The 19,688-nt window shown below is 66.4% G+C and carries 19 protein-coding genes; 7 read left to right on the forward strand and 12 right to left on the reverse strand.

The annotated features are described in order from the left end of the window. On the forward strand, positions 1-989 hold a 989-nt coding region (locus GM676_RS31580; RefSeq protein ID WP_170304315.1), incomplete at its 5' end, for a Y-family DNA polymerase. On the opposite strand, the gene GM676_RS17450 is transcribed toward GM676_RS31580, so the two are convergent. Further along, positions 986-1,174, reverse strand: a complete 189-nt coding sequence (locus GM676_RS17450) for a DUF1653 domain-containing protein (protein WP_155465028.1) — start codon at positions 1,172-1,174, stop codon at positions 986-988. The genes GM676_RS31580 and GM676_RS17450 overlap by 4 nt on opposite strands. 11 nt (positions 1,175-1,185) lie before the next feature. Between GM676_RS17450 and GM676_RS17455 the strand changes: the two genes are divergently transcribed. Continuing rightward, positions 1,186-1,944 (forward strand): alpha/beta hydrolase family protein, encoded by a 759-nt coding sequence (locus tag GM676_RS17455; protein ID WP_155465029.1) that lies wholly within the window; start codon positions 1,186-1,188, stop codon positions 1,942-1,944. Here GM676_RS17455 and GM676_RS17460 read toward each other — a convergent pair. Continuing rightward, on the reverse strand, positions 1,941-2,279 hold the full coding sequence (locus GM676_RS17460; protein ID WP_155465030.1) for a hypothetical protein: 339 nt from the start codon (positions 2,277-2,279) through the stop codon (positions 1,941-1,943). The two genes, GM676_RS17455 and GM676_RS17460, sit on opposite strands and share 4 nt — an antisense overlap. A gap of 33 nt (positions 2,280-2,312) precedes the next feature. Further along, on the reverse strand, positions 2,313-4,193 hold the full coding sequence (locus tag GM676_RS17465) for a M61 family metallopeptidase (RefSeq protein ID WP_155465031.1): 1,881 nt from the start codon (positions 4,191-4,193) through the stop codon (positions 2,313-2,315). A 175-nt stretch (positions 4,194-4,368) separates the two neighbouring features. Here GM676_RS17465 and GM676_RS17470 point away from each other — a divergent pair, with 175 nt between their 5' ends. The 5 genes from GM676_RS17470 (at position 4,369) to coaD (ending at position 9,742) form a co-directional block, all read left to right on the forward strand. Continuing rightward, the gene (locus GM676_RS17470) at positions 4,369-4,821 is read left to right on the forward strand and encodes an Hsp20 family protein (protein WP_155465032.1); all 453 of its coding nucleotides are present in this window, start codon (positions 4,369-4,371) and stop codon (positions 4,819-4,821) included. Between the two features lie 168 nt (positions 4,822-4,989). Next, positions 4,990-6,495 (forward strand): DegQ family serine endoprotease, encoded by a 1,506-nt coding sequence (locus GM676_RS17475; RefSeq protein ID WP_155465033.1) that lies wholly within the window; start codon positions 4,990-4,992, stop codon positions 6,493-6,495. 18 nt (positions 6,496-6,513) lie between these two features. Continuing rightward, complete coding sequence (locus GM676_RS17480; RefSeq protein ID WP_155465034.1) at positions 6,514-7,173, forward strand: response regulator; 660 nt, start codon at positions 6,514-6,516, stop codon at positions 7,171-7,173. Then, on the forward strand, positions 7,170-8,570 hold the full coding sequence (locus GM676_RS17485; RefSeq protein WP_155465035.1) for an ATP-binding protein: 1,401 nt from the start codon (positions 7,170-7,172) through the stop codon (positions 8,568-8,570). Before GM676_RS17480 ends, GM676_RS17485 begins: the two co-directional genes overlap by 4 nt. Positions 8,571-8,602: 32 nt before the next feature. Then, complete coding sequence (gene coaD / locus GM676_RS17490) at positions 8,603-9,742, forward strand: pantetheine-phosphate adenylyltransferase (RefSeq protein ID WP_155465036.1); 1,140 nt, start codon at positions 8,603-8,605, stop codon at positions 9,740-9,742. Here coaD and GM676_RS17495 read toward each other — a convergent pair. The 9 genes from GM676_RS17495 to GM676_RS17535 form a co-directional block, all read right to left on the reverse strand. Continuing rightward, positions 9,739-10,245: a hemerythrin domain-containing protein gene (locus tag GM676_RS17495; RefSeq protein ID WP_155465037.1), complete on the reverse strand. Its 507-nt coding sequence runs from the start codon at positions 10,243-10,245 to the stop codon at positions 9,739-9,741. The two genes, coaD and GM676_RS17495, sit on opposite strands and share 4 nt — an antisense overlap. An 87-nt stretch (positions 10,246-10,332) precedes the next feature. Beyond that, the gene (locus tag GM676_RS17500; RefSeq protein WP_155465038.1) at positions 10,333-10,821 is read right to left on the reverse strand and encodes a cytochrome P460 family protein; all 489 of its coding nucleotides are present in this window, start codon (positions 10,819-10,821) and stop codon (positions 10,333-10,335) included. Between the two features lie 14 nt (positions 10,822-10,835). Beyond that, positions 10,836-11,558 (reverse strand): tetratricopeptide repeat protein, encoded by a 723-nt coding sequence (locus GM676_RS17505; protein ID WP_155465039.1) that lies wholly within the window; start codon positions 11,556-11,558, stop codon positions 10,836-10,838. 1 nt (position 11,559) lies between these two features. After that, positions 11,560-13,659: a bifunctional 2',3'-cyclic-nucleotide 2'-phosphodiesterase/3'-nucleotidase gene (locus tag GM676_RS17510; RefSeq protein WP_155465040.1), complete on the reverse strand. Its 2,100-nt coding sequence runs from the start codon at positions 13,657-13,659 to the stop codon at positions 11,560-11,562. A gap of 76 nt (positions 13,660-13,735) precedes the next feature. Next, the gene (locus GM676_RS17515; RefSeq protein WP_155465041.1) at positions 13,736-15,448 is read right to left on the reverse strand and encodes a DUF3443 family protein; all 1,713 of its coding nucleotides are present in this window, start codon (positions 15,446-15,448) and stop codon (positions 13,736-13,738) included. 9 nt (positions 15,449-15,457) lie between these two features. After that, positions 15,458-15,928 carry a DUF2844 domain-containing protein gene (locus GM676_RS17520; RefSeq protein WP_155465042.1) on the reverse strand — a complete coding sequence of 157 codons (471 nt, stop codon included), beginning with the start codon at positions 15,926-15,928 and terminating at the stop codon, positions 15,458-15,460. An 83-nt stretch (positions 15,929-16,011) separates the two neighbouring features. Next, entirely contained in the window at positions 16,012-16,305 is a 294-nt protein-coding gene (locus GM676_RS17525; RefSeq protein WP_155465043.1) for a CCDC90 family protein, read from the reverse strand. Between the two features lie 66 nt (positions 16,306-16,371). Beyond that, entirely contained in the window at positions 16,372-18,753 is a 2,382-nt protein-coding gene (locus GM676_RS17530; protein ID WP_371866273.1) for a TonB-dependent receptor plug domain-containing protein, read from the reverse strand. A 122-nt stretch (positions 18,754-18,875) separates the two neighbouring features. Then, a complete protein-coding gene (locus GM676_RS17535; protein ID WP_155465044.1) occupies positions 18,876-19,673 on the reverse strand; it encodes a PhzF family phenazine biosynthesis protein in 798 nt (265 codons plus the stop codon). Between the last annotated feature and the right edge of the window lie 15 nt (positions 19,674-19,688).

Consider the following 19,688-nt stretch of genomic DNA (forward strand, 5'->3'; position numbering starts at 1 on the left):
GCCTCGACCGCCTGCCGGTGGACGCGCTGCCGCCCGCGCGCGCCCACCGGGGCTGGCTGGACGGCATCGGCTGCCTCACCCTGGGCCAGCTGTACCGCCTGCCGCGCCCCGGCCTGCAACGCCGCTGCGGCCGCGCCCTGCTGGACCTGCTGGACGACGCCCACGGCGTCCGTCCCGAACTGCACCAATGGCTGCAAGCGCCCGCCAGCTTCCACGCCAGGCTGGAATTGTTCGACCGCGTGGAACACGCCGAAGCGCTGCTGTTCGGCGCCCACCGGCTGCTGCTGCAACTGACCGGCTGGCTGAGCGCGCGCCAGCTGGCGGTCGAGCGCATCCAGCTGCTGCTGGAGCACGAGCGCGGCCGCAGCGCCGGCCCGCCCACCGTGATCGAGGTGGTGCTGGCCGAGCCCACCTGGCAAGACGCGCACCTGGTGCGTCTGCTCAAGGAGCGCCTGGCCAAGCTGCAACTGGACGCCCCGGTGATCGGCCTGCGCCTGGAGGCGCCGCAAGTGCGGCCGATGGCGCCGCTCAGCGAGTCCCTGTTCCCCGAGCCGGGCGGCAGCCACGAGGACTGGCAACGCCTGCTGGAACTGCTGGCCGCGCGCCTGGGCCCGGAGAACGTGCTGCAAGCCGTGCCCAGCGCCGACTACCGGCCCGAACAGGCCAACACCTGGCTCGGCATCCAGCACAAAGTGCGCCCGGCCGACGCGCGCGCCCGGCTGCCGCCCGACATGGGCAGCCTGCCGCGCCCCACCTGGCTGCTGGCCCAGCCCATCCCGCTGCTGATGCGCGACCACCGCCCGTACTACGGCTCGCCGCTGCGCATCCGCTCCACCGGCGAGCGCATCGAGGCCGGCTGGTGGGGCCAGCTGCAAAGCCGCGACTACTTCATGGCGCAAGGCGAGGACCACGCCCACTACTGGCTGTTCAAGGAGCGCGGCGCCGCCGGCCAGGCGCCGCGCTGGTATCTGCAAGGCCTGTTCGGCTAGTCGAGCGGCGTGAAGCGCTGCACCTGCCGGCCGTCGACCTCGATCATCTCGAAAAACACCGCGCGCGGCCGGCACCAGATCGAGCCATTGGCGGCCCGGTATACAATCATGGCCGAGAGGTCGGATTCCAGCGTGGCTTCGCACACCAGTTCGTAAATCCCGCCCTTGTAGTGTTGGTAACGCATTGACTATCCCTATGAAATCACAACGACATGAATTTATCGGCGCCCACGGCCACAAGCTGGCCGCCCGCCTCGACGGCCCGGACGGCGCGGTCAGGGCCTACGCCCTGTTCGCCCACTGCTTCACCTGTGGCAAGGACGTGCTGGCGGCCCGTCGCGTGGCCGAAGCCCTGACCGCCCATGGCATTGCCGTGCTGCGCTTCGATTTCACCGGCCTCGGCGCCAGCGAAGGCGAGTTTGCCGAGACCAACTTCTCGTCCAACCTGGCCGACCTGATGGCCGCCGCCGACTTCATGCGCGCCAACGGTCAGGCGCCGCGCCTGCTGATCGGCCACAGCCTGGGCGGCGCGGCGGCGCTGGCGGTGGCCGGGCACATGCCGGAAGTGCGGGCGGTGGCCACGATCGCCGCGCCCAGCAGCCCGTCCTACGTCACCGGCATGTTCCGCCACCACCTGGGCGAAATCGCGCGCGCGGGCGAGGCACAGGTGCAACTGGCGGGACGGCCGTTCCGCATCCGGCAGCAATTCGTCGACGACGCCGGCGGCCACGATCTGAAGCCCCACATCGCCGGCCTGCGCCGCGCCCTGCTGGTGATGCACGCGCCGGGCGACGACACGGTCAGCCTCAACAACGCGATGGAGATTTTCACGGCGGCCAAACACCCGAAAAGCTTTGTCTCGCTGGACCACGCCGACCATCTGCTGACCGGCCGCGAAGACGCCGTCTACGTCGCCAACCTGATCGCGGCGTGGGCCGCGCGCTACCTGGCTTAAAAGTCTTCCGACAGGTCTTTCCAGCCCTTGCTGGCGGCGTAGGTGTTGAACTCGTCCGGCGCCGCCAGCACCAGCAGCCGGGCTTCCTGCAACACCGGATCGCCGGCGCTCAGCGCCGGACCCTGGTAGCCGACGCTGCGCAGCTGCGCCAGCACCGAACTGATCAGCGCCGCATCCTTGTGCAGGCCGCTGATCGGCGCCTTGAAATCGACATACACGTCGATCGCGCCATAGCCCTCGTCAAAGATGCGGATCGCCTTGGCGTCATGGGCGCGGCCGGCGCCGTCGGTGGCCTTGAACGGGCCGCTCAGTTGGATATCGGTGTCATTATGCATGTGCGCAGCATACACCAAACCACACCGCCGCCCTCACTTTAATGGCTGCAAAATCGCCGCCAGCCGATCCGGCGTGCCGGCGATGCGTTCCAGCCGTGGATATTTCAGGCCGTCATGGTAATCCAGCGCCACCTCCCGATACAGATTGCCCTTCCTGACCAGCAGCTTGATCGGCTCCTTGCCGTCCTTGGCCGCCGTCACCGCCGCCCGCAGCAGCTCCGGCTTGTAGGCGCGGCCGTTCACCGCCAGCAGCGTGGTGTTGCCCGACAGGCCGGCCTGGAAGCCCACGCCTTCCCAGATGAACGATTCCAGCTTGCCCTCCGCGCCGACCGAGAAGCCCAGCGAGTACTGGAAGTTGGCCGACTTGCTCAGGTCCTCCTGCGCCTTCAGGAACGCGGTCTGCTGCTCGGTATACACCAGCTTCCAGCCGGCGCGCGCCAGACCGTCCAGCGGCGCGCCGGGGCCGTGGCTGTCCACCCGGCTGCGCAGGAAGCCGGCCCAGTCGTAGGGCTGGACCGCGTTGAGCGTGCGCACCACCTCATCGAAGCTGTAGTGCTTGGCCACATACATGCCGTCGTCGGTGCCGAAGAACAGGCGGGCGAAATCGTCCAGCGAGCGCTGGTCGCCGGACAGCTCGCGCAGCCTGGTGTCGGCGTCCAGCCAGATCAGCTGGCCTTCCTGATAGTAATCCTCGCCGCGCTGCCAGTTGTTCCACACCTGCGGCCGGCGCGCGTTGACGATCGGATCGTACGTGGTGTCCTGCACCGCGCGCCACGCGCGTCCCTTGACGTGGTCCAGCCGGGCGGCCGAGGCGGCCAGCAGGTCCAGCGTGTGTTCGCGCTGGATCAGACCGGCGCGCGCGGCCAGCACCGCCCCCCAGTACTGGGTCTGGCCCTCGTACACCCACAGCAGCGAATTGTCGAGCGGGGTGTTGAAGTTGGGCACATCCTGGCCGTCCGGGCGGCGGAACTTGCCATTCCACGAATGGGTGAACTCATGCGCCAGCAACTCGCGCCGCGCCTCGTACTTGTTCCACTCGCTGAAGTAGCCGAGCTTGACGCCATTCTCGCTGGACTGATGATGCTCGCGGCCGATGCCGCCGAATTCATCGCTGATCGCCAGCAGGAAATCGTAGTGCCGGTAATGCTGCGACTTGAACAGCTTGTAGGCCTGCTGGATCAGCGCGCGGTGCGGCGCGATCTGTTCCGGCGTGGCGTCCAGCTGGTCGGCGCTGTCGGCCACCAGGTTCAGGTACACCGGCAGTTTGGCCCCCGGATCGAGATCGATGCGGCGGAAATAGCGGCCGGCGAACAGCGGCGAATCGAGCAGGGTCTCCAGGTCCAGCGGCTTGAAGGCGATCTGGTCGCCCTGGCGTTGCGCCACCTCCAGCGCGCTGCCGAACTGCCAGCCCGGCGGCACCGTCAGATTCGGCTGCACCGTGATATTGCGGCTGCGGTAGCCGGCCGGATACAGCGCCAGCGACTGCCATTGCACCCCGAGGATATCGTTGGTGAAGGTGGTGCGGCCCTGATTCGCCTCCACCGGCGACACATACTGGAACTCCACCTCCACCGCCGCCGCGCCGTCCGGCACCGCGATCTGGAACGCCCACACATCGAGCGGATCGCGCCGCCAGTCCAGCGGCTGGCCGTTGGCGAACACCTTCAGGCCGGCAAACTGGTTCAGCGCCCCGCTCGGGCCGTGATTGGCCACCACCCACTGCGGATACAGCAAGGTCAGCTTGCCGGGCCGGGCCGGAATGCGCTCGGTCACGCGGAAGATTTGCTGGGCGGTGTTGGTGGCGTCCACTTTCAGCACGATGGTGCCCGGATAGGGCTGTTCGGAAATGGCGGCGGCCCGGGCGCTGAAGGCGGTAGCCAGCAGGCCGGCCAGTACGGCGCGGGTGAGGGACATAATCATGTGATAAAACGGTTGACAAGAGGAAGAGTGTAGCACGCGGGCAATAAAAAATTTTTTGAAAAAAATCCCTTGAAAGCGTTGCGGCGCGACTTATATGGGACTCAGCGGTTGCCTGATTGTGGGGGCCGCGAACTTCTTTATATCGCTTAACTTGAAAAGGATATCCATCATGCGTACTTTTGATCTGACCCCGCTGTATCGTTCCGCCATCGGCTTTGATCGTCTGGCACAACTGCTGAATGACGCCCAGCGCAATGACACCCCCAGCTATCCCCCCTACAACATCGAGCTGGTCTCGGACGACCAGTATCGCATCGTCATGGCGCTGGCCGGCTTCAGCCGCGAAGAAATCGACATCACCTTCGAGCGCGACGCGCTGACCGTGGTGGGCCGCAAGCAGAAGGACGCCACCGAGCGCACCTACCTGCACCGTGGCATCGCCGCCCGCGATTTCGAGCAGCGCTTCCAGCTGGCCAACCACGTCAAGGTGACCGGCGCCAGCTTCGACAACGGCATGCTCTCCATCGAACTGGTGCGCGAGATTCCGGAAGCCCTCAAACCGCGCAAAATCGTCATCGACGGCGGCGACAACGTGACCGCGCTGGAGCAGCGCGCCGCCTGATCCCGCTGTAACGCGGTAAGCAAAACTGGCCGGTTTATCCGGCCAGTTTTGCGTTGGTCAGCCCGTTGGCCAGCCCGTTTGTAAGCAGGTTTTTTGGTTAAGTAGGGCCTAAGTTTTTAGCGTCATATTGGATACATCTAAAGTCCTCATTTGCATAGGAGAACCGTTATGTCCAACTCTACTCTCAAGCGTGCCGCCGTCGCCGTCGCCGTACTGGGCGTGGTCGGCGTCGGCGGTGCAGTCGCTGTCAAACAGAACGCCGCCGTCGCCGCCGCCACCGCGCCGGTGGCCGCCGCGGTCGCCCCGGCCGCTGCCGCTGCTCCGGCGCCGGTCGCCGCGCCGGCCATTTCACTGCCCGACTTCAGCGTGATCGCGGCCCACAACGGCCCGGCCGTGGTCAACATCAACGTCACCGGCAGCACCAAGACCGCCTACGACGGCCCCGGCGCGCAAGGCCGCAACGACCCGTTTGCCGACGATCCCTTCTACGAATTCTTCCGCCGCTTCCAGGGCCAGCAGCGCGGCGGCCAGCGCGCCCAGCCGACCCATGGCCTCGGCTCCGGCTTCATCATCAGCCCGGACGGCATCATCCTCACCAACGCCCACGTGGTGCGCGACGCCAGCGAGGTGGTGGTCAAGCTGACCGACCGCCGCGAATTCCGCGCCAAGGTGCTGGGCTCCGACCCGCAAAGCGACGTCGCCGTGCTGAAGATCGACGCCAGGAACCTGCCGGTGGTGCCGCTGGCCAAAAACAACGACCTCAAGGTCGGCGAATGGGTGCTGGCGATCGGCTCGCCGTACGGCCTCGACAACACCGTCACCGCCGGCGTGGTCAGCGCCAAGGGCCGCTCGCTGCCGGACGGCAACGTGCCCTTCATCCAGACCGACGTCGCCGTCAACCCCGGCAACTCCGGCGGCCCGCTGTTCAACACCCGCGGCGAGGTGGTCGGCATCAACTCGCAGATCTACAGCCAGACCGGCGGCTACCAGGGCCTGTCGTTCGCCATCCCGATCGACGTCGCCAACAAGATCAAGAACCAGATCGTCGCCACCGGCAAGGTGGTGCACGCCAAGCTGGGCGTGACGGTGCAGGAAGTCAACCAGGGCTTTGCCGACTCCTTCAACCTGGAAACGCCGGAGGGCGCGCTGATCGCCAACGTCGAGCGCGGCGGCCCGGCCGACAAGGCCGGCCTCAAGGCCGGCGACGTGATCCGCGCCCTCAACGGCCAGAAGATCGTCAGCTCGGCCGACCTGCCGTCCATGGTCGGCCTGTCGACCCCGGGCGACAAGATCACGCTGGACGTCTGGCGCCAGGGCAAGCCGGTGCAGCTCACCGCCACCCTGGGCAACGCCCGCGACAAGGTGGCCGCGCAGGACGACGACGCCCCGGCCGACCAGGCCAGCGCCAGGCTGCGCCTCGGCCTGTCGCTGCGCCAGCTGGACCCGGTGGAACGCCGCGAGTCCGGCATCGCCAGCGGCCTGCTGATCCAGGACGCCGGCGGCGCCGCCGCCAACGCCGGCGTGCAGCCGGGCGACGTGCTGCTGTCGGTCAACGGCCGTCCGGTCAACAGCGTCGAGCAGGTGCGCGAGGTGGTGGGCAAGGCCGGCAAGTCGGTGGCATTGCTGATCCAGCGCGGCGACGATAAAATCTTCATACCGGTCCGCCTGGGCTAAGTTTAGGAAAATAACAAGATGCGACTTCTTCTGGTGGAAGACGACACCATGATCGGCGAAGTAGTGCTGGACCTCCTGCGGGCCGAGCACTACGCCGTTGACTGGGTCAAGGACGGCGACATGGCCGATACCGCGCTGCAAACGCAAACCTACGACCTGGTGCTGCTGGATCTGGGCCTGCCGCGCAAGGACGGCCTGGACGTGCTGCGCGCCATGCGCCTGCGCAAGGAACTCACGCCGGTCCTGATCGCCACCGCGCGCGACGCCAAGGAACAGCGCATCGCCGGCCTCGACGCCGGCGCCGACGACTACGTGCTCAAGCCCTACGACCTCGACGAACTGCTGGCCCGCATCCGCGCCCTGCTGCGCCGCTCGGCCGGCCGCGCCGAGCCGGTGTTCGAGCACGGCAACGTCACCGTCAACCCGCAGACCCGCGAAGTGCTCGCCGACGGCAAGCCGGTCAGCCTGTCGGCGCGCGAGTGGGCGGTGCTGGAGGCGCTGATCGCCCGTCCCGGCATCGTGCTGTCGCGGCATCAGCTGGAGGAGAAACTGTACAGCTGGAAGGACGAGGTCAACAGCAACGCGGTGGAAGTCTACATCCACGGCCTGCGCAAAAAGCTCGGCGCCGAGCTGATCCAGAACGTGCGCGGTTTGGGCTACATGGTGCCCAAGCTATGAAAGTGAAGATGCCGTCGCTGCCGTCGTTGCCCCGCGTGCCGGTGGTGACGCACTCGCTGCGCGGCCGTCTGCTGTGGTTCCTGCTGGCCGCCATCACCATGGCCGCCATCGCGCAAGCCATGATCGCCTACCGCAGCGCCCTGAGCGACGCCGACCAGATCTTCGACTACCACATGCAGCAAATGGCGATGTCGCTGCGCTCCAGCGCCACCCTCACCAACAAGGCGGCCGACACCGCCGCCGATCCGGAAAACGACGACCTGGTGGTGCAGGTCTGGACCCCGGACGGCGCCCAGGTGTTCCGTTCGCTGTCGCGCGCGGCCCTGCCGCAGCGGGCCGTGCTGGGCTTTTCCAACGTCAAGGTCAACAAGACCACCTACCGCATCTTCTCGGTCCAGACCTCCAACCAGACCGTGCAGGTGGCGCAGGACATGGCGGTGCGCCAGCGCATGGCCGGCACCCTGGCGCTGCGCACCGTCGGCCCGATCGCCGTGATGGCGCCGGTGCTGATGCTGGTGGTGTGGTGGGTGGTGTCCGGCTCGCTGGCGCCGGTGTCGCGCGTCAAGCGCCAGGTGGCCGCGCGCCAGGCCGACGATTTGTCGCCGGTGTCGGAAAACGACCTGCCGGACGAGGTGCTGCCGCTGGTGCAGGAGCTCAACCTGCTGTTCGTGCGCGTGCGCACCGCCTTCGAGGCCCAGCAGCACTTCGTGGCCGACGCCGCGCACGAGCTGCGCACGCCGCTGGCCGCGCTCAAATTGCAGGTGCTCAGCCTGGAGCGCGCGCCGGACGAGGCGGCCCGCAAGGTGGCGGTCTCGCGCGTGACGGCCGGCATCGAGCGCGCCACCCGGCTGGTGGAACAGTTGCTGGTGCTGGCGCGCCAGGAGGGCGGCGGCCAGGAGATCAAGCTGGAGCCGGTCAGCCTGGACGAACTGGTCCGGCGCGTGCTGGGCGACATGAACGGCCTGGCGCAGGCGCGCCAGATCGACCTCGGCCTGCACCACGCGGACCACGACCTGGTGGTGGCCGGCCAGCACGACGCCCTGCTCATCCTGCTGCGCAATCTGGTCGACAACGCCATCAAGTACACCCCGGCCGGCGGCACGGTCGATGTGACGCTCCGGCGTAGCGCCGCCGCCACAAAACACGGCAAGCCGCGCATCCTGCTGCGCGTCGAGGATTCCGGCCCCGGCATCCCGCCGGAAGAGCGCGAGCGGGTGTTCAGCCGCTTCTACCGCGTGCCCGGCAGCCCCGCCGGCGGCAGCGGTCTGGGCATGGCCATCGTGCAGTCGATCGCCGAGCGCCACGGCGGCGCGCTGTCGCTCGACCGCTCCGAACGCCTGGGCGGACTGCAAGTCAACCTCGATTTTCCCGAGACTGGCAAGCCCACTCCAGCTTAAAATGCCGTTTTGACACGGCGTTGGAGTGGTGCATGAAGAAAATCGGCTTTTCGGGAACCCTGGACCCGATCACCAACGGTCACATGTGGGTGATCAACGAAGCCCGTTCGCTGGCGGACGAGGTGGTGGTGTTCCTGTCCGAGAATCCGGCCAAGAAGCCGCGCTTCACGGCCGAGGAGCGCAAGAGCATCATCGCGCTCAGCTGCGCCGAGCAGGGCTGGGACAACGTCTCGGTGGTCATCGTGCGCGGCGACTACACCGCGCGCGCGGCCAAGAAGCAGGGCGTCGAATGCCTGATCCGCGGCATCCGCACCACCGCCGATTTCGACTACGAGAACCTGATCCAGCAAACCAACGTCGACGTGCTGCAAGGCGCCAAGACCGTGTTCGTGATGCCGCCGCGCGACCTCGGCTCGGTCAGTTCCTCCTTCGTCAAGGCGCTGGAGGGACCGATCGGCTGGAACTGGATCATGAAGCAATTCGTGCCCGGCCCGGCCTACCACGCCTGGGTGCTGGGCTGGCTGCGGCGCGAGTGGGAAACCCTGTGGGACTACGAGCACCGCGACGCCACCGCCATCGCCCACGCCGACCAGTGGTTCGTGCAACTGACCGGCGCCACCGCCTACGGCGGGCCGGCGCGCCACTATCATAACCTCGACCACCTGGTGCACGGCCTGTGCGAAATCCGCGTGTGGGCCGCCAACACCCGGCCCGATCCGGCCGACGTCGACATCGTCAAGCAGGCTTTCTGGTTCCATGACGCCGAGTACGGCCACAGCGGCGAGCCCGGCACCCTGAGCAACGAGGAGGCCAGCGCCCAGCTGTGGCTGGGCAGCCACCTGGGGCAGGAAATGGCCGACGCCGCCGAACTGATACGCGCCACCGACCACTTCCAGGAAGCCGCCATCACGCACCGCCTGAAGGATATCCTGCTGTGCGTGGACCTGGCCATCCTCGGCCAGGACGACGAGGTCTACCAGAACTACGCGCGCGCCATCCGGCAGGAATACATCCACCTGCCGGACGTCAAGTACCGCGAGCAGCGGCGCGGCGCGCTGCTGCACTTGTGCCGCAAGGCGCAGGGCGGGCAACTGTTCCGCGACGCCTACTTCGCCGAACAGTACAACCAGCGTGCCATCGACAATATGCAGCGCGAGATGGCCCAGCTTTAAACCGGCGGCAGCTCGATCGCTTCCTTGCGGGCGGCCATGGCCTCGCCCAGCTCCTCCAGGTCCAGCTTGGTCTTGCGGACTTTGGGGAACATCTCGCCTTCCTCTTCCTCGACGTGGTGGTCGATCATTTCCGACAGCACCTTGACCTTGGCGTCGAACAGATCGTCGCCCGGCTCCATGCTCTGGATCTGGGCGATCAAATCCTTGGCCGAGGCGTGTTCCACCAGCGACTCGTCCATGATGTCGTCATCCTTGATGGCCTGGCGCACGGCCGGATAGAAGATTTCCTCCTCGATCATGGTGTGCTTGGTCAGCTCCTGGCAGATCTGCAGGGCCAGCTTGTGCTTGCTGACGTGGGCGCGGTCGCCCAGTTCTTCATACTGTTCGAACAGCGCCTTGACGTTTTCATGATCCTGGGTCAGCAGCGCGATGGCGTCTTGTGGCGCGGTTTCGGTGGGAATAGGCTTCGGCATCTTGCCCGAAGATTGGGAAGTGGTTCTCATGTCGGCTCCTTGCTTGGCTAATGGGGACTGCCAAACTAGTCTAGGAGTCCCCGCCATAGCCGGTCTGTGCGCCGGACCACCTTCCGTCTACGGCGCCAGGCGGGTGAACACGAAGTCGTGGTTCTTGACCAGTGCCTGATGGCAGGCCCAGCACGTCTGGTGCTGGGCCAGGTCGGCCGGCTGGCCGTTGATGAAGCGGCCGAAGCCCCAGCCGCCGGTGCTGGCGTACTTTTTGGAATCTTTCACCATCACCTGTACCGTGCTGGCAGCGCCCGGCACGTAGGCGGCCGGCGACTCGGTCGACTGCACCCGTTTCCACGCCAGCTTGACCAGCACCGTGCCGTCGGGGAAGGGCAACTGGTTTTTCTCGATGGCCGCCATCGCCACCGGATTGCCGACCACCACCCGCAACTCGTCCAGCGGCGGCGTCTCGTGCGCCGGCGCGATGAATTGCCACTTGCGGTAGCCCTCGGGCAGGGTGACGCCGTAGATCGGCGAGGAAGGCGGCGAGGCAGGCGGCGCGGCGTGCGCCAGGCCGGCTGCGCTCAGCAGCACGGCGGTCAGCAAATTTTTCATTGGAATCTCCGGTGTCAGAATCGGTTCCAATTATTCCTTCTATGTTCGCTGGCTTCCATCATCAGGTGGGTAGCCTTAAGCTCATCCTTTTGAGTGAGTGCGTCGCCCACCTGCATGGTCAGGGCCAGTTCCTGGATGGCGGGCGGGTACTCGTGTTCGGCCGCCTCCTCCAGCCAGTGGCGGCCGCGCACGCGGTCCTGCACCACGCCCAGGCCCTGATTGTAGATGTTGGAGAGCAGGAACATCGCATGCGCATTGCCCAATTCGCTCGCCTGCACCAGCCAGCGCGCCGCCGCCGCCTCGTCGCGCGGCACGCCGTCGCCGTTCTTGTAGAGCAGGCCCAGTGCCAGCGCCGCCCTGGCGTGCTGCTGCCGGGCGGCCATGGCGTACCACGGCGCCGCCGCGCCCGGCGCGGCGGGGACGCCCGGCACGCCGACCCGCAGCATCTCGCCCAGCTGGAACGCGGCCTCGGTATCGCCGCCGCGCGCCGCCTGCTCGAACAGCCTGAGCGCGTCGGCGCGCTGCTTCGGCCGCGCCTGATACAAAATGCCCAGCTCGCGCTGCGCCACCGGCAGGTCCTGCCCGGCCCAGCTGATCAGCTTGCGCTCGGCATGCGGATCGGCTTCCTGCCTGGCCTTCATGCCGACCACTTCGATTTGCGCCGAGGTCGGCTTGTCATGCTGGATCTGGCAGCCGGACAGGCCCGCCCACAGCAGCAGTGCGAACAGGACGCGCATTTTATTTGCTCAGGTCGATGGTGTACTTGGCAAAGCCGCTGGCGTCCAGCGCGCCCTCGGCCGTGACCGCGGTAATGCCATTGCGCTTCGCCAGCGCCAGATGGCCCGGCGCCGAGCGCAGGATCACCGGACCGGCGGTCGCCACCTTGACGAAGCTCCAGCTGCGCGCGCTGCCGTTGCCGGCCAGCGTCACCTTGCCGGTGGCCGCGCCCTGCGCCGTCAGATAGTTGCTGACCACGGTCTGGTTGGCGTCCGGCGACTTGATGATGGTCTTGCTGCCGTCGATGCCCGGCACCGCGCCGCCGCCGCCCGCGCGGTAATCGTTGGTGGCGACGATGAAGTCATCGCCGTCGGCCACTGCCTTGCCCTTGTACGTCAGGTTGACGATGCGGCTGCCGGCCGGCCTGGTGACGTCGATCTGATAGGTCAGCGCGTTGTCTTCGGCGTAGAACACATCGTAGTTGTAGATGGTGCCGTAGGATGGCACCAGATCCTGCTCGCTGGTCTTGGCCGGATCGATCTGGCCGAACTGCCTGGCCGACGCCTCCAGCCAGTTCTTCAGGTCGGAACCCTTGATCTTCACCGCTTGCAGGTTGTTGTTGGAGTACAGATAAAGGTCGCCCGGATTGCGCACTTGCAGGCCCACCGGCGCCGCCGCCGACGCGCCCGGCGCCACATCGGTGAAGTCGGACGGACCGTTGCGGCCGGCCTTGAACGGCGCGCTGCACGAAATCACCGGAATGCTCTTGTAGCTGGCCAGGGTGGCGTCGCTGCTGGTGGCGATGAAATTCTTCACGTAGGCCAGCTGCGCCTGGTTCACCAGCTGGATCGCGGTGACGTCGCCAGCCAACGAGAAGTAGGACGACATCTCGAAATCGGTGGTCACGCCCAGCGGCTGTTTGGCGTAGGCGATGGTGGCGGCGTGCTCGTTGGCGACCAGCGGCGCCACGCTGCTGTCGGCGGCGATGTTGGTGACGCCGTCGGTGTACTTGAAGCCGCGCGATTCCACCGTGGTCCTGGCCGGCTGCACCACCCACTTGCCGCCGGTGTAGGCCAGCGTCAGCTTGATGATGCCAAGGCGGCGGCCCCAGCTCTGTGCCATCACGGTCGGCACGCCGTTGACGAAGCCATTGATGGCGTCGATCTTGGCGCTGGCCGGGAAGGCGGCAAACGATGGGTCCAGCGCGGCCGCGCCGGTCTCCTTGCCTTTCGGGAAGATCAAGTGCGAGTGGCCGATCAGCAGCGCGTCGATGCCGGTGGTGGTCAGGTGGTAGGAACCGTTTTCCATCTTCGGGCTGTAAGTGCTCGGGTCGAGGCCGCCGTGCGACAACGCCACCACCAGGTCGGCGCCCTTGCCGCGCAGCTCCGGCACATACTGCCTGGCCGCCTCCTGCACACCGCTCACGGCCACCTTGCCGGCCAGGTTCTTCTGGTCCCATTCGAGGATCTGCGGCGGCACAAAGCTCATGATGCCGATATTGATTTTCACATCCAGCTTGTTGCCGTCCGGCTGGGTGGCGCTGAAGGTGCGCGGCAGCAGGGTGTAAGGCTGCACGATGGGCTTGCCGCTGGCCACGCCGGTGACGTTGGTCAGCACCAGCGGGAAGGCCGGGGCGCCGCAGGTGCCGCTCGGCTTGCTCACGCCCGGAATGCCGAAGTCGGTATTGGTGATCTGGCTCAGGTAAGGCAGGCCGTAGTTGAATTCGTGGTTGCCGAAGCCGCCGCCGTCGAACTTCATGGCGTTCATCACCTTGTGCACGGCCAGCGTCTCGCCGCACGGAATCGGCTTGGTGACGGCTTGCAGGTCGCCCAGCAGCGTGCCCTGGATGGTGTCGCCGTCGTCCAGCAGCACATTGTTCGGATTCTCGGCGCGCGCGGCCTTGACCAGCGCGGAAGTGCGCTCCAGGCCGAGGCTGGTGTCCTCGGCCAGCGAGTAGTAGTTGTAGCTCATCACGTTGGCGTGGATGTCGGTGGTTTCCAACAGGGCCAGGGTGACGGTCGTGCCTTCCGGGATCGCCGGGGCGACGGTGCCGTTATCGCCGCCGCATGCGACCAGGCCGGCAGCGCTCATGGCGGCCAGCATCACCAGATTTAATTTCATCGCAACCTCGAATAAGGGAAAAATTCAAGGTTGCGACTTTAGCTACTTATCGTGACAGCACCATGACATCGCGCAATCAATATGCCCAATACGGGCCGGTCTTGCCCGCCGCGCTGGCCCCCTCCATCACCACGAACACGCGGCGGCCGTAGAAGAACGGCATGCCCCAGTCGAAATAGGTGCCGGCGGAAGTGCTGCTGCCCACCGTGCCGCCCACCTGCGCCGCCGTGATGGTCGACGCCAGACCGACCATGTTGACCACATTGAAGCTGACCGTGCCGCTGGCGCTGCCGTCGGCCGCGCTGTTGGTGGCGCTCAGCGACAGGGCCGAGGCCGGGCAGTAGAAATCGCCGCCCGAGCACTGGCGGATAGTGCTGTCGGTGAAGAAGTAGCCGTTGGAGCCGCTGTCGATGAAGCTGGCGCTGTAGGCCTTGCCCTTGTAGGTGGTGGTGAAGTCGCCGTTGCGGTTGGCCTGGTAGATGGTCTCGCTGGCGACGATGTTATTGCTTTGCGTATTGACGCCGAAAATGAGCGTGCCGCTGACCGAGGTCAGCCCGGCCGTGCCCACCGCCGGCATGCTGATCAGCAGGCCATTGTTGTTGACGGCGAACGAGGCCACCGGATTGCTGATCTGCCTGGCCAGCGGCATGGCGCTGGGCGCGCAACTGCCGCTGGCGCAGGCGTAGTAGACGCCGCTGACGGCGGCATTGACGCAGGCCGTGCCGCAATCCTGTTTGAACATGCCGACCCCGAGAATGCCCTTGGCGCCGAGGGCCGGCAGTGTGCCGATATCGGCCCCCGCGCTGCTGCACGTGGATGGCGTGCTGCTGTAGCTGGCGCCGCTGTCGCCGATCACCTGGATCGAGATGCCGGAGGCCGCCTCGTCGGCGATCCTGACGTCGGCCTGGCGCACCGCGCCCCAGGTGTAGCCGCTGATGAACTTGCCGCATACGCCGGCATCCTCGCCGGCGGCGGTGCTGACGGCCGGCAGCGCCAGCGTGCTGTTGAGCTGGCTGGCCAGCAGGCGCAGGCCGTAGGAGCCGGTATCCAGCAGCACATGGTCGATGGTCTGGCAGATGCTGGTGCCGGGGCGGCACACCGTCACGCTCACATACGGCACATTGATCACGCCGTTGACGCCGCTCGGGCCGCTGTCGACCAGGATGGCGGTGCTGTTGCTGAGCGCGGCCGTGACACTGAGGACGGCGCTGCCGCTGGCCGTGCCGCCGTCGCCGCTGCAACTCATGCTGTAGGTGAAGTTGCCGGCCGCGCTGGGGGTGATGGTCACCGAGCCGGTGGTGGCCTTGCTGCCGCTCCACGCGCCGCTGGCGGTGCAGCTGGTGGCGTTGGCCGAGGACCAGCTCAGCGTGGTGCTCTGGGCGCTGGTGATATTGGCCGGCGCCAGCGTCAGGCTGACGGTGGGCGAGGGCGGCGGCGTGCTGACCGTGACCATGGCCGTGTTGCTGACGCTGCCGCAGGTGAGGGTGTAGCTGCTGGTGCCGGCGTCGCCGGCGGTGACGGTTTGCGTGCCGCTGCTGGCCACCGCGCCGCTCCAGGCGCCGGAGGCGGTACAGCCGCTGGCGGGCGGGTTGCTGACGCTCCAGCTGAGGGTGACGACTTGCCCGCTGGTGGTGGCGGTGGGCGAGGCGCTGATGCTGATCACCGGCGCCGGCATGCTCATGGCCTCGGTGGTGGCTGTGTTGCTGGTGGCGCTGGACGAACCGCTGCCGCCGCCGCAGGCGGCCAGCACCAGGCATAGCAGGGCGCCTGCCAGATGGGTGTATTTCATGCAGGATCCTTATTCGATGCTGGTAGTGTCGAAGCCGGCCGGCAGCGCGCCGGGTATCCACGCCTGGCCAGTGAAGGCGCGCATATGGCCGTTGGAGACGATCACCACGTCGGACTGCTCGACCGCCAGCTGCGAGTGGCCGGCCTTGGGGCGCTTGGCGGCGCTGCTGGTCATGACGGCGAACTTGTCGCCCAGCAGGGTGCGCAGGTCGGGCAGGGTCGGGCCGCTCCAGCTGACGGCGAACACGGTGCCGCCGGCATCGCTGTATTCGCGCACCACGGTGCCGCTGTCGAGGGTGGACTGGGTGACGGTGTAGACCGCCTCGCTGCTGGCGGCCGTGGCTGTGGCGGCCAGGCGGCTGGCTTGCCGGCTTTGCGTGGTGGCGGTGCCGAAATTGGACGGAGCGCTGCCCAGCGCGGCCCAGGCCAGCGCGCCTTGCAGCAGGGACAGGAACAACATCAGGGTGAATGCGCGGCGCATAGACCACTCCATTGCCGAAAATAAGACAAGGGAAGTGTAAAACGGCAATGCGTTGGGTTGAGTTAGCGAGATGTAAGCAAACGTTACTTGGGCGGCGCCGGTTGGGCGTAGATCACGATGGGCTGTGGGACGGGAGGCGGGGCCTTGGGGGCGGCGTTGTTGAGTACGAAAGTGATCACCGTCACGGAGGTAGCGGTGAGCACGATGGCGACGCCTATGATCCACTTGATGACATCGGCGAAGCCCTTCTCCATCCGAGCCTCCAAGGCGGCGAGATCGGCCTTGGTCGCGGTTTGTTCCAGGCGTGCCTCGATATTGGCCAACCGTTCACGGATTGCCGTAGAGGAGTCTTCAAGTTTGACGATTCTGGCTTCCATCTTGCCATGTTAGCCAGCGAGGGCGGTGACGTCCAGTGGAACCGGACGTCACCTTGAGCTACATCATCAGAACTTCACGTACAGGCGGCCGAAGTAAGACGCGCCGTTCAGGCCGAACTGCACCGACTCGTACTTGAAGCCGTTGTCGGTTTCATCCGGATTCTGCGTGCTTGGATGCACGTTGAAGATGTTGTTGCCGCCAAACGAGAACTTCATGTTCTTGTTGATGGTGTAGGTGAAGGCCAGGTCGGCCGAGGTCTTGGACTCGTAGTGCTGGTTAGGCACGCCGGCGGCGGTGCCGCTGTAGGTGCCCAGCGTCTGCGGACCGAAGTGAATGATCTTCAGATCGCTTTCCCAGGCGTTGTGCACGTAGTTGAAGCCCAGCGTCGCCTTCGAGCGCGGCGCGCCTTGCTCGATGTACAGGCGCTCCTTCTCCGACAGCAGCACATCCTCATAGCCGCGCAGCGAGGCCGGCGCGTGGATGCCGGTCACCTCGGTCTTGCTGACGTTCATGGCCAGGAAGGTGGTCAGCTTGTCGGCGCCGAAGCTGGCCTTGTGCGAGGCGGTCAGGTCCAGGCCCTTGGTCTTGGTGTCGACCGAGTTGACGAAGAACTGCGCCTGTCCCACGCCCAGCGTCGCCAGTTTGGCGGCCAGGTCAGGATAATTGGTGTCGTCGAAGCGGCCCGACAGCACGATGCGGTCCTTGATCTTGATCTGGTACAGGTCGGCGGTGACCGACACGGCCTGGGTCGGCGTCCAGGTCGAGCCCAGCGTGAAACTGGTCGACTTTTCTTCCTTCAGCTTGGGAATGCCGGCCAGGTTGGTGACCGCGCTGTTGTTCGGCGCCAGCACCACGTCGGTCGGCACGCCGCCGATGAAGTCGGTGAAGGTCGACGAGAAGTACATCTGTTGCAGCGACGGCGCGCGGAAGCCGGTCGAGGCCGAGCCGCGCAGCAGCACCGCCGGCGCCACGCGCCAGCTGCCGGCCAGCTTGCCGGTGGTGGTCGAGCCGAAGTCGCTGTACTTCTCGTAGCGCACCGCGCCCTGCGCCTTGACGGTGTCGGTCAGGTCCGCCTCCAGGTCGAGGTAGGCCGCCACGCTGTGGCGGTTGGCGTCCACCTGGTCGGCCGGCTGGAAGCCGGGGAAGCCCTGGCTGCCGGCGTTGCCGCCGACGCCGACGCCGTCGGCGTCGATGTAGGAGCCCGGTTCGCCGGCGTAGATCTTGTAATTCTCGTGGCGGTATTCGCCGCCGAAGGCGACGTTCAGGCCACGGCCGACCAGGCCTTCAAAGTAGCGGTTGAAGTCGAGGTTGGTGGTCAGCTGTTCAAACTGGAAGCCGCCGGCGTTGAAGCTGGTCGGGCTCACGCCCTTGCCGCCGGCCAGCAGATCCTTGTTGGCGATCGACGCGTTCAGCGTGTTGCTGATGTCGTAGATCATCTTGTTCTTGCCGTAGGTCTGCGACAGGTCCATATTCCACTCGCCCAGCTGGTTGCGGTGGCCGAGGATGGCGTACTGGTCGTCGATCTGCGCGTTGATGAACGGCACGAAGCCGTTCGGGTACATGGCGGCCGAGTTGCGCGACGGGATGTCGTCGCTGCCGATGCCGCCGCGCGCCCACGCGCCCGACGAGGCGTCGCGGCTTTGCGCGCCGGCCGTGAAGTACAGGCGGCCGGTGCCGGTGGTCGGCAATTCACCGTTCAGGTAAATGGTCTGGTTCTTGGTCTTGCTGTCGCCGATGGTGCGCGGGTTGTCGGCGTCGGCGCGGTTGGAGCGGCCGCGGTCCAGATATTCGCCGGTGATGCCGAGCACGCCGTTATTGCCGATCTCAAAGCCGCAGTAGGCCGAGGCCAGATAGTTCTTGCCGTCGCGCTTGCTGTATTCGCTGAAGCCGGCCACCGCCTCGCAGCCCTTGGATTTTTTCAGGCCGATGTCCATCACGCCGGCAATCGCGTCCGAGCCGTACTGGGCGGCGGCGCCGTCGCGCAGCACTTGCACATCCTTGATGGCCAGCATCGGGATGGCGTTCATGTCGGTGCCGGTGTTGCCGCGGTTGCGCGCGCCGAACAGGTTGACCAGCGCGGTGGTGTGGCGGCGCTTGCCGTTCACCAGCACCAGGGTCTGGTCCGAGCCCAGGCCGCGCAGGGCGGCGGAGTCGACCAGGTCGGCGCCGTCGGAGCCGGTCTGGCGGGTCGAGTTGAACGACGGCGAGATGTAAGTCAGGGTCTGGGCCAGGTCGAACTGGCCGCCGCTCTCGGCGGTTTTGGCCAGCGGGATCACGTCGACCGGCACCGTGGTATCAGTGGCCGAACTGGTGGCGCGGCGCGAGCCGACGATGCTGACCGATTGCATCGAATTATCCTGTGCGTAGGTCTCAGTGGTCAGGGCCAGGGTGCTGGCGCCATACAGGCTGAGCAAGACGGCTTTACGTAAGGTGGTATTGGTGAACACGTGTCGTCTCCCATGAAAAATTTGATTCTATGCAAATTGGTCATATAGACAGGTGTTTTTGTAGCAAGAATGCGTGCAAACATTATTTTCTGTTGTATGCACGCGCCATCTCCGGGTTTCCCTTACGTACTGCTACGCAGCTCGGTCCGGCCACCGATTAAAACCTGTTCATCGTGCAATTCGGTGCGCAAGCGGCACGGCATGCCAAGGTTGGCCCCTTGGTACAGCGTGATGCCGGTTTGCAAGTGAACGGTGAGCGCGCCGGCCGCCACGCCGGTGGCGCCGTCCTCGGCGGCCGGATGCAGGTGGTTGAGATTGCGCCCCTCCAGCGCGCCATCCGGGCGGCGGCACCAGACATAGCAGCCGCTGACGCCGTGCTGCTGGCCCCAGTCGCTGATGGCATGCAGATCCGGCCTGAGGGCGTGCAAGGCGGCGCTGTCGGCCACCTCCAACAGCAGCTTGGGGCTGCCGACCGAGGCGATCACCGGCGGCGAGACCAGCGCGATGCCGGGCGCGGCCAGCAGGCGGCCCGGCAGTTCCGGCGTGATCGCCACCGCCGGCGCCGCTTGCGGCGATAGCCGGATGTAGACCTCACCTTCTTGCATCAACAAGGTCAGCCTCTGTCCGCGCAGTGCGGTACGCACTTCCAGCCGTGGCTGCGCCGGCGACAGCAGCACGCGCGCCGCTGCCAGCGTGGCATGCAGGCACAGCGGGCTGCGCATGTGCGGGTAGAAATAGTCCAGCACGATGTCGCCATCCCCGCTGCGGTCGATGAACACGCAGGCCGGCTTGCGGCGCGCCCTGGCAAATTGCTGGCGCTGTTCAGCGCTGCTGTGGGCGTGCCGGACCACGAGGGCGGCATTGCCGCCGCCCGCCGCTATGCCAAAGCACAACAGTTCCTGCACGCAGGTTTCTTGCATTCTGATCCCCCGAAT

It is taken from the genome of Duganella radicis (genome assembly GCF_009720825.1).
Classification (GTDB): Bacteria; Pseudomonadota; Gammaproteobacteria; order Burkholderiales; family Burkholderiaceae_D; genus Rugamonas; species Rugamonas radicis.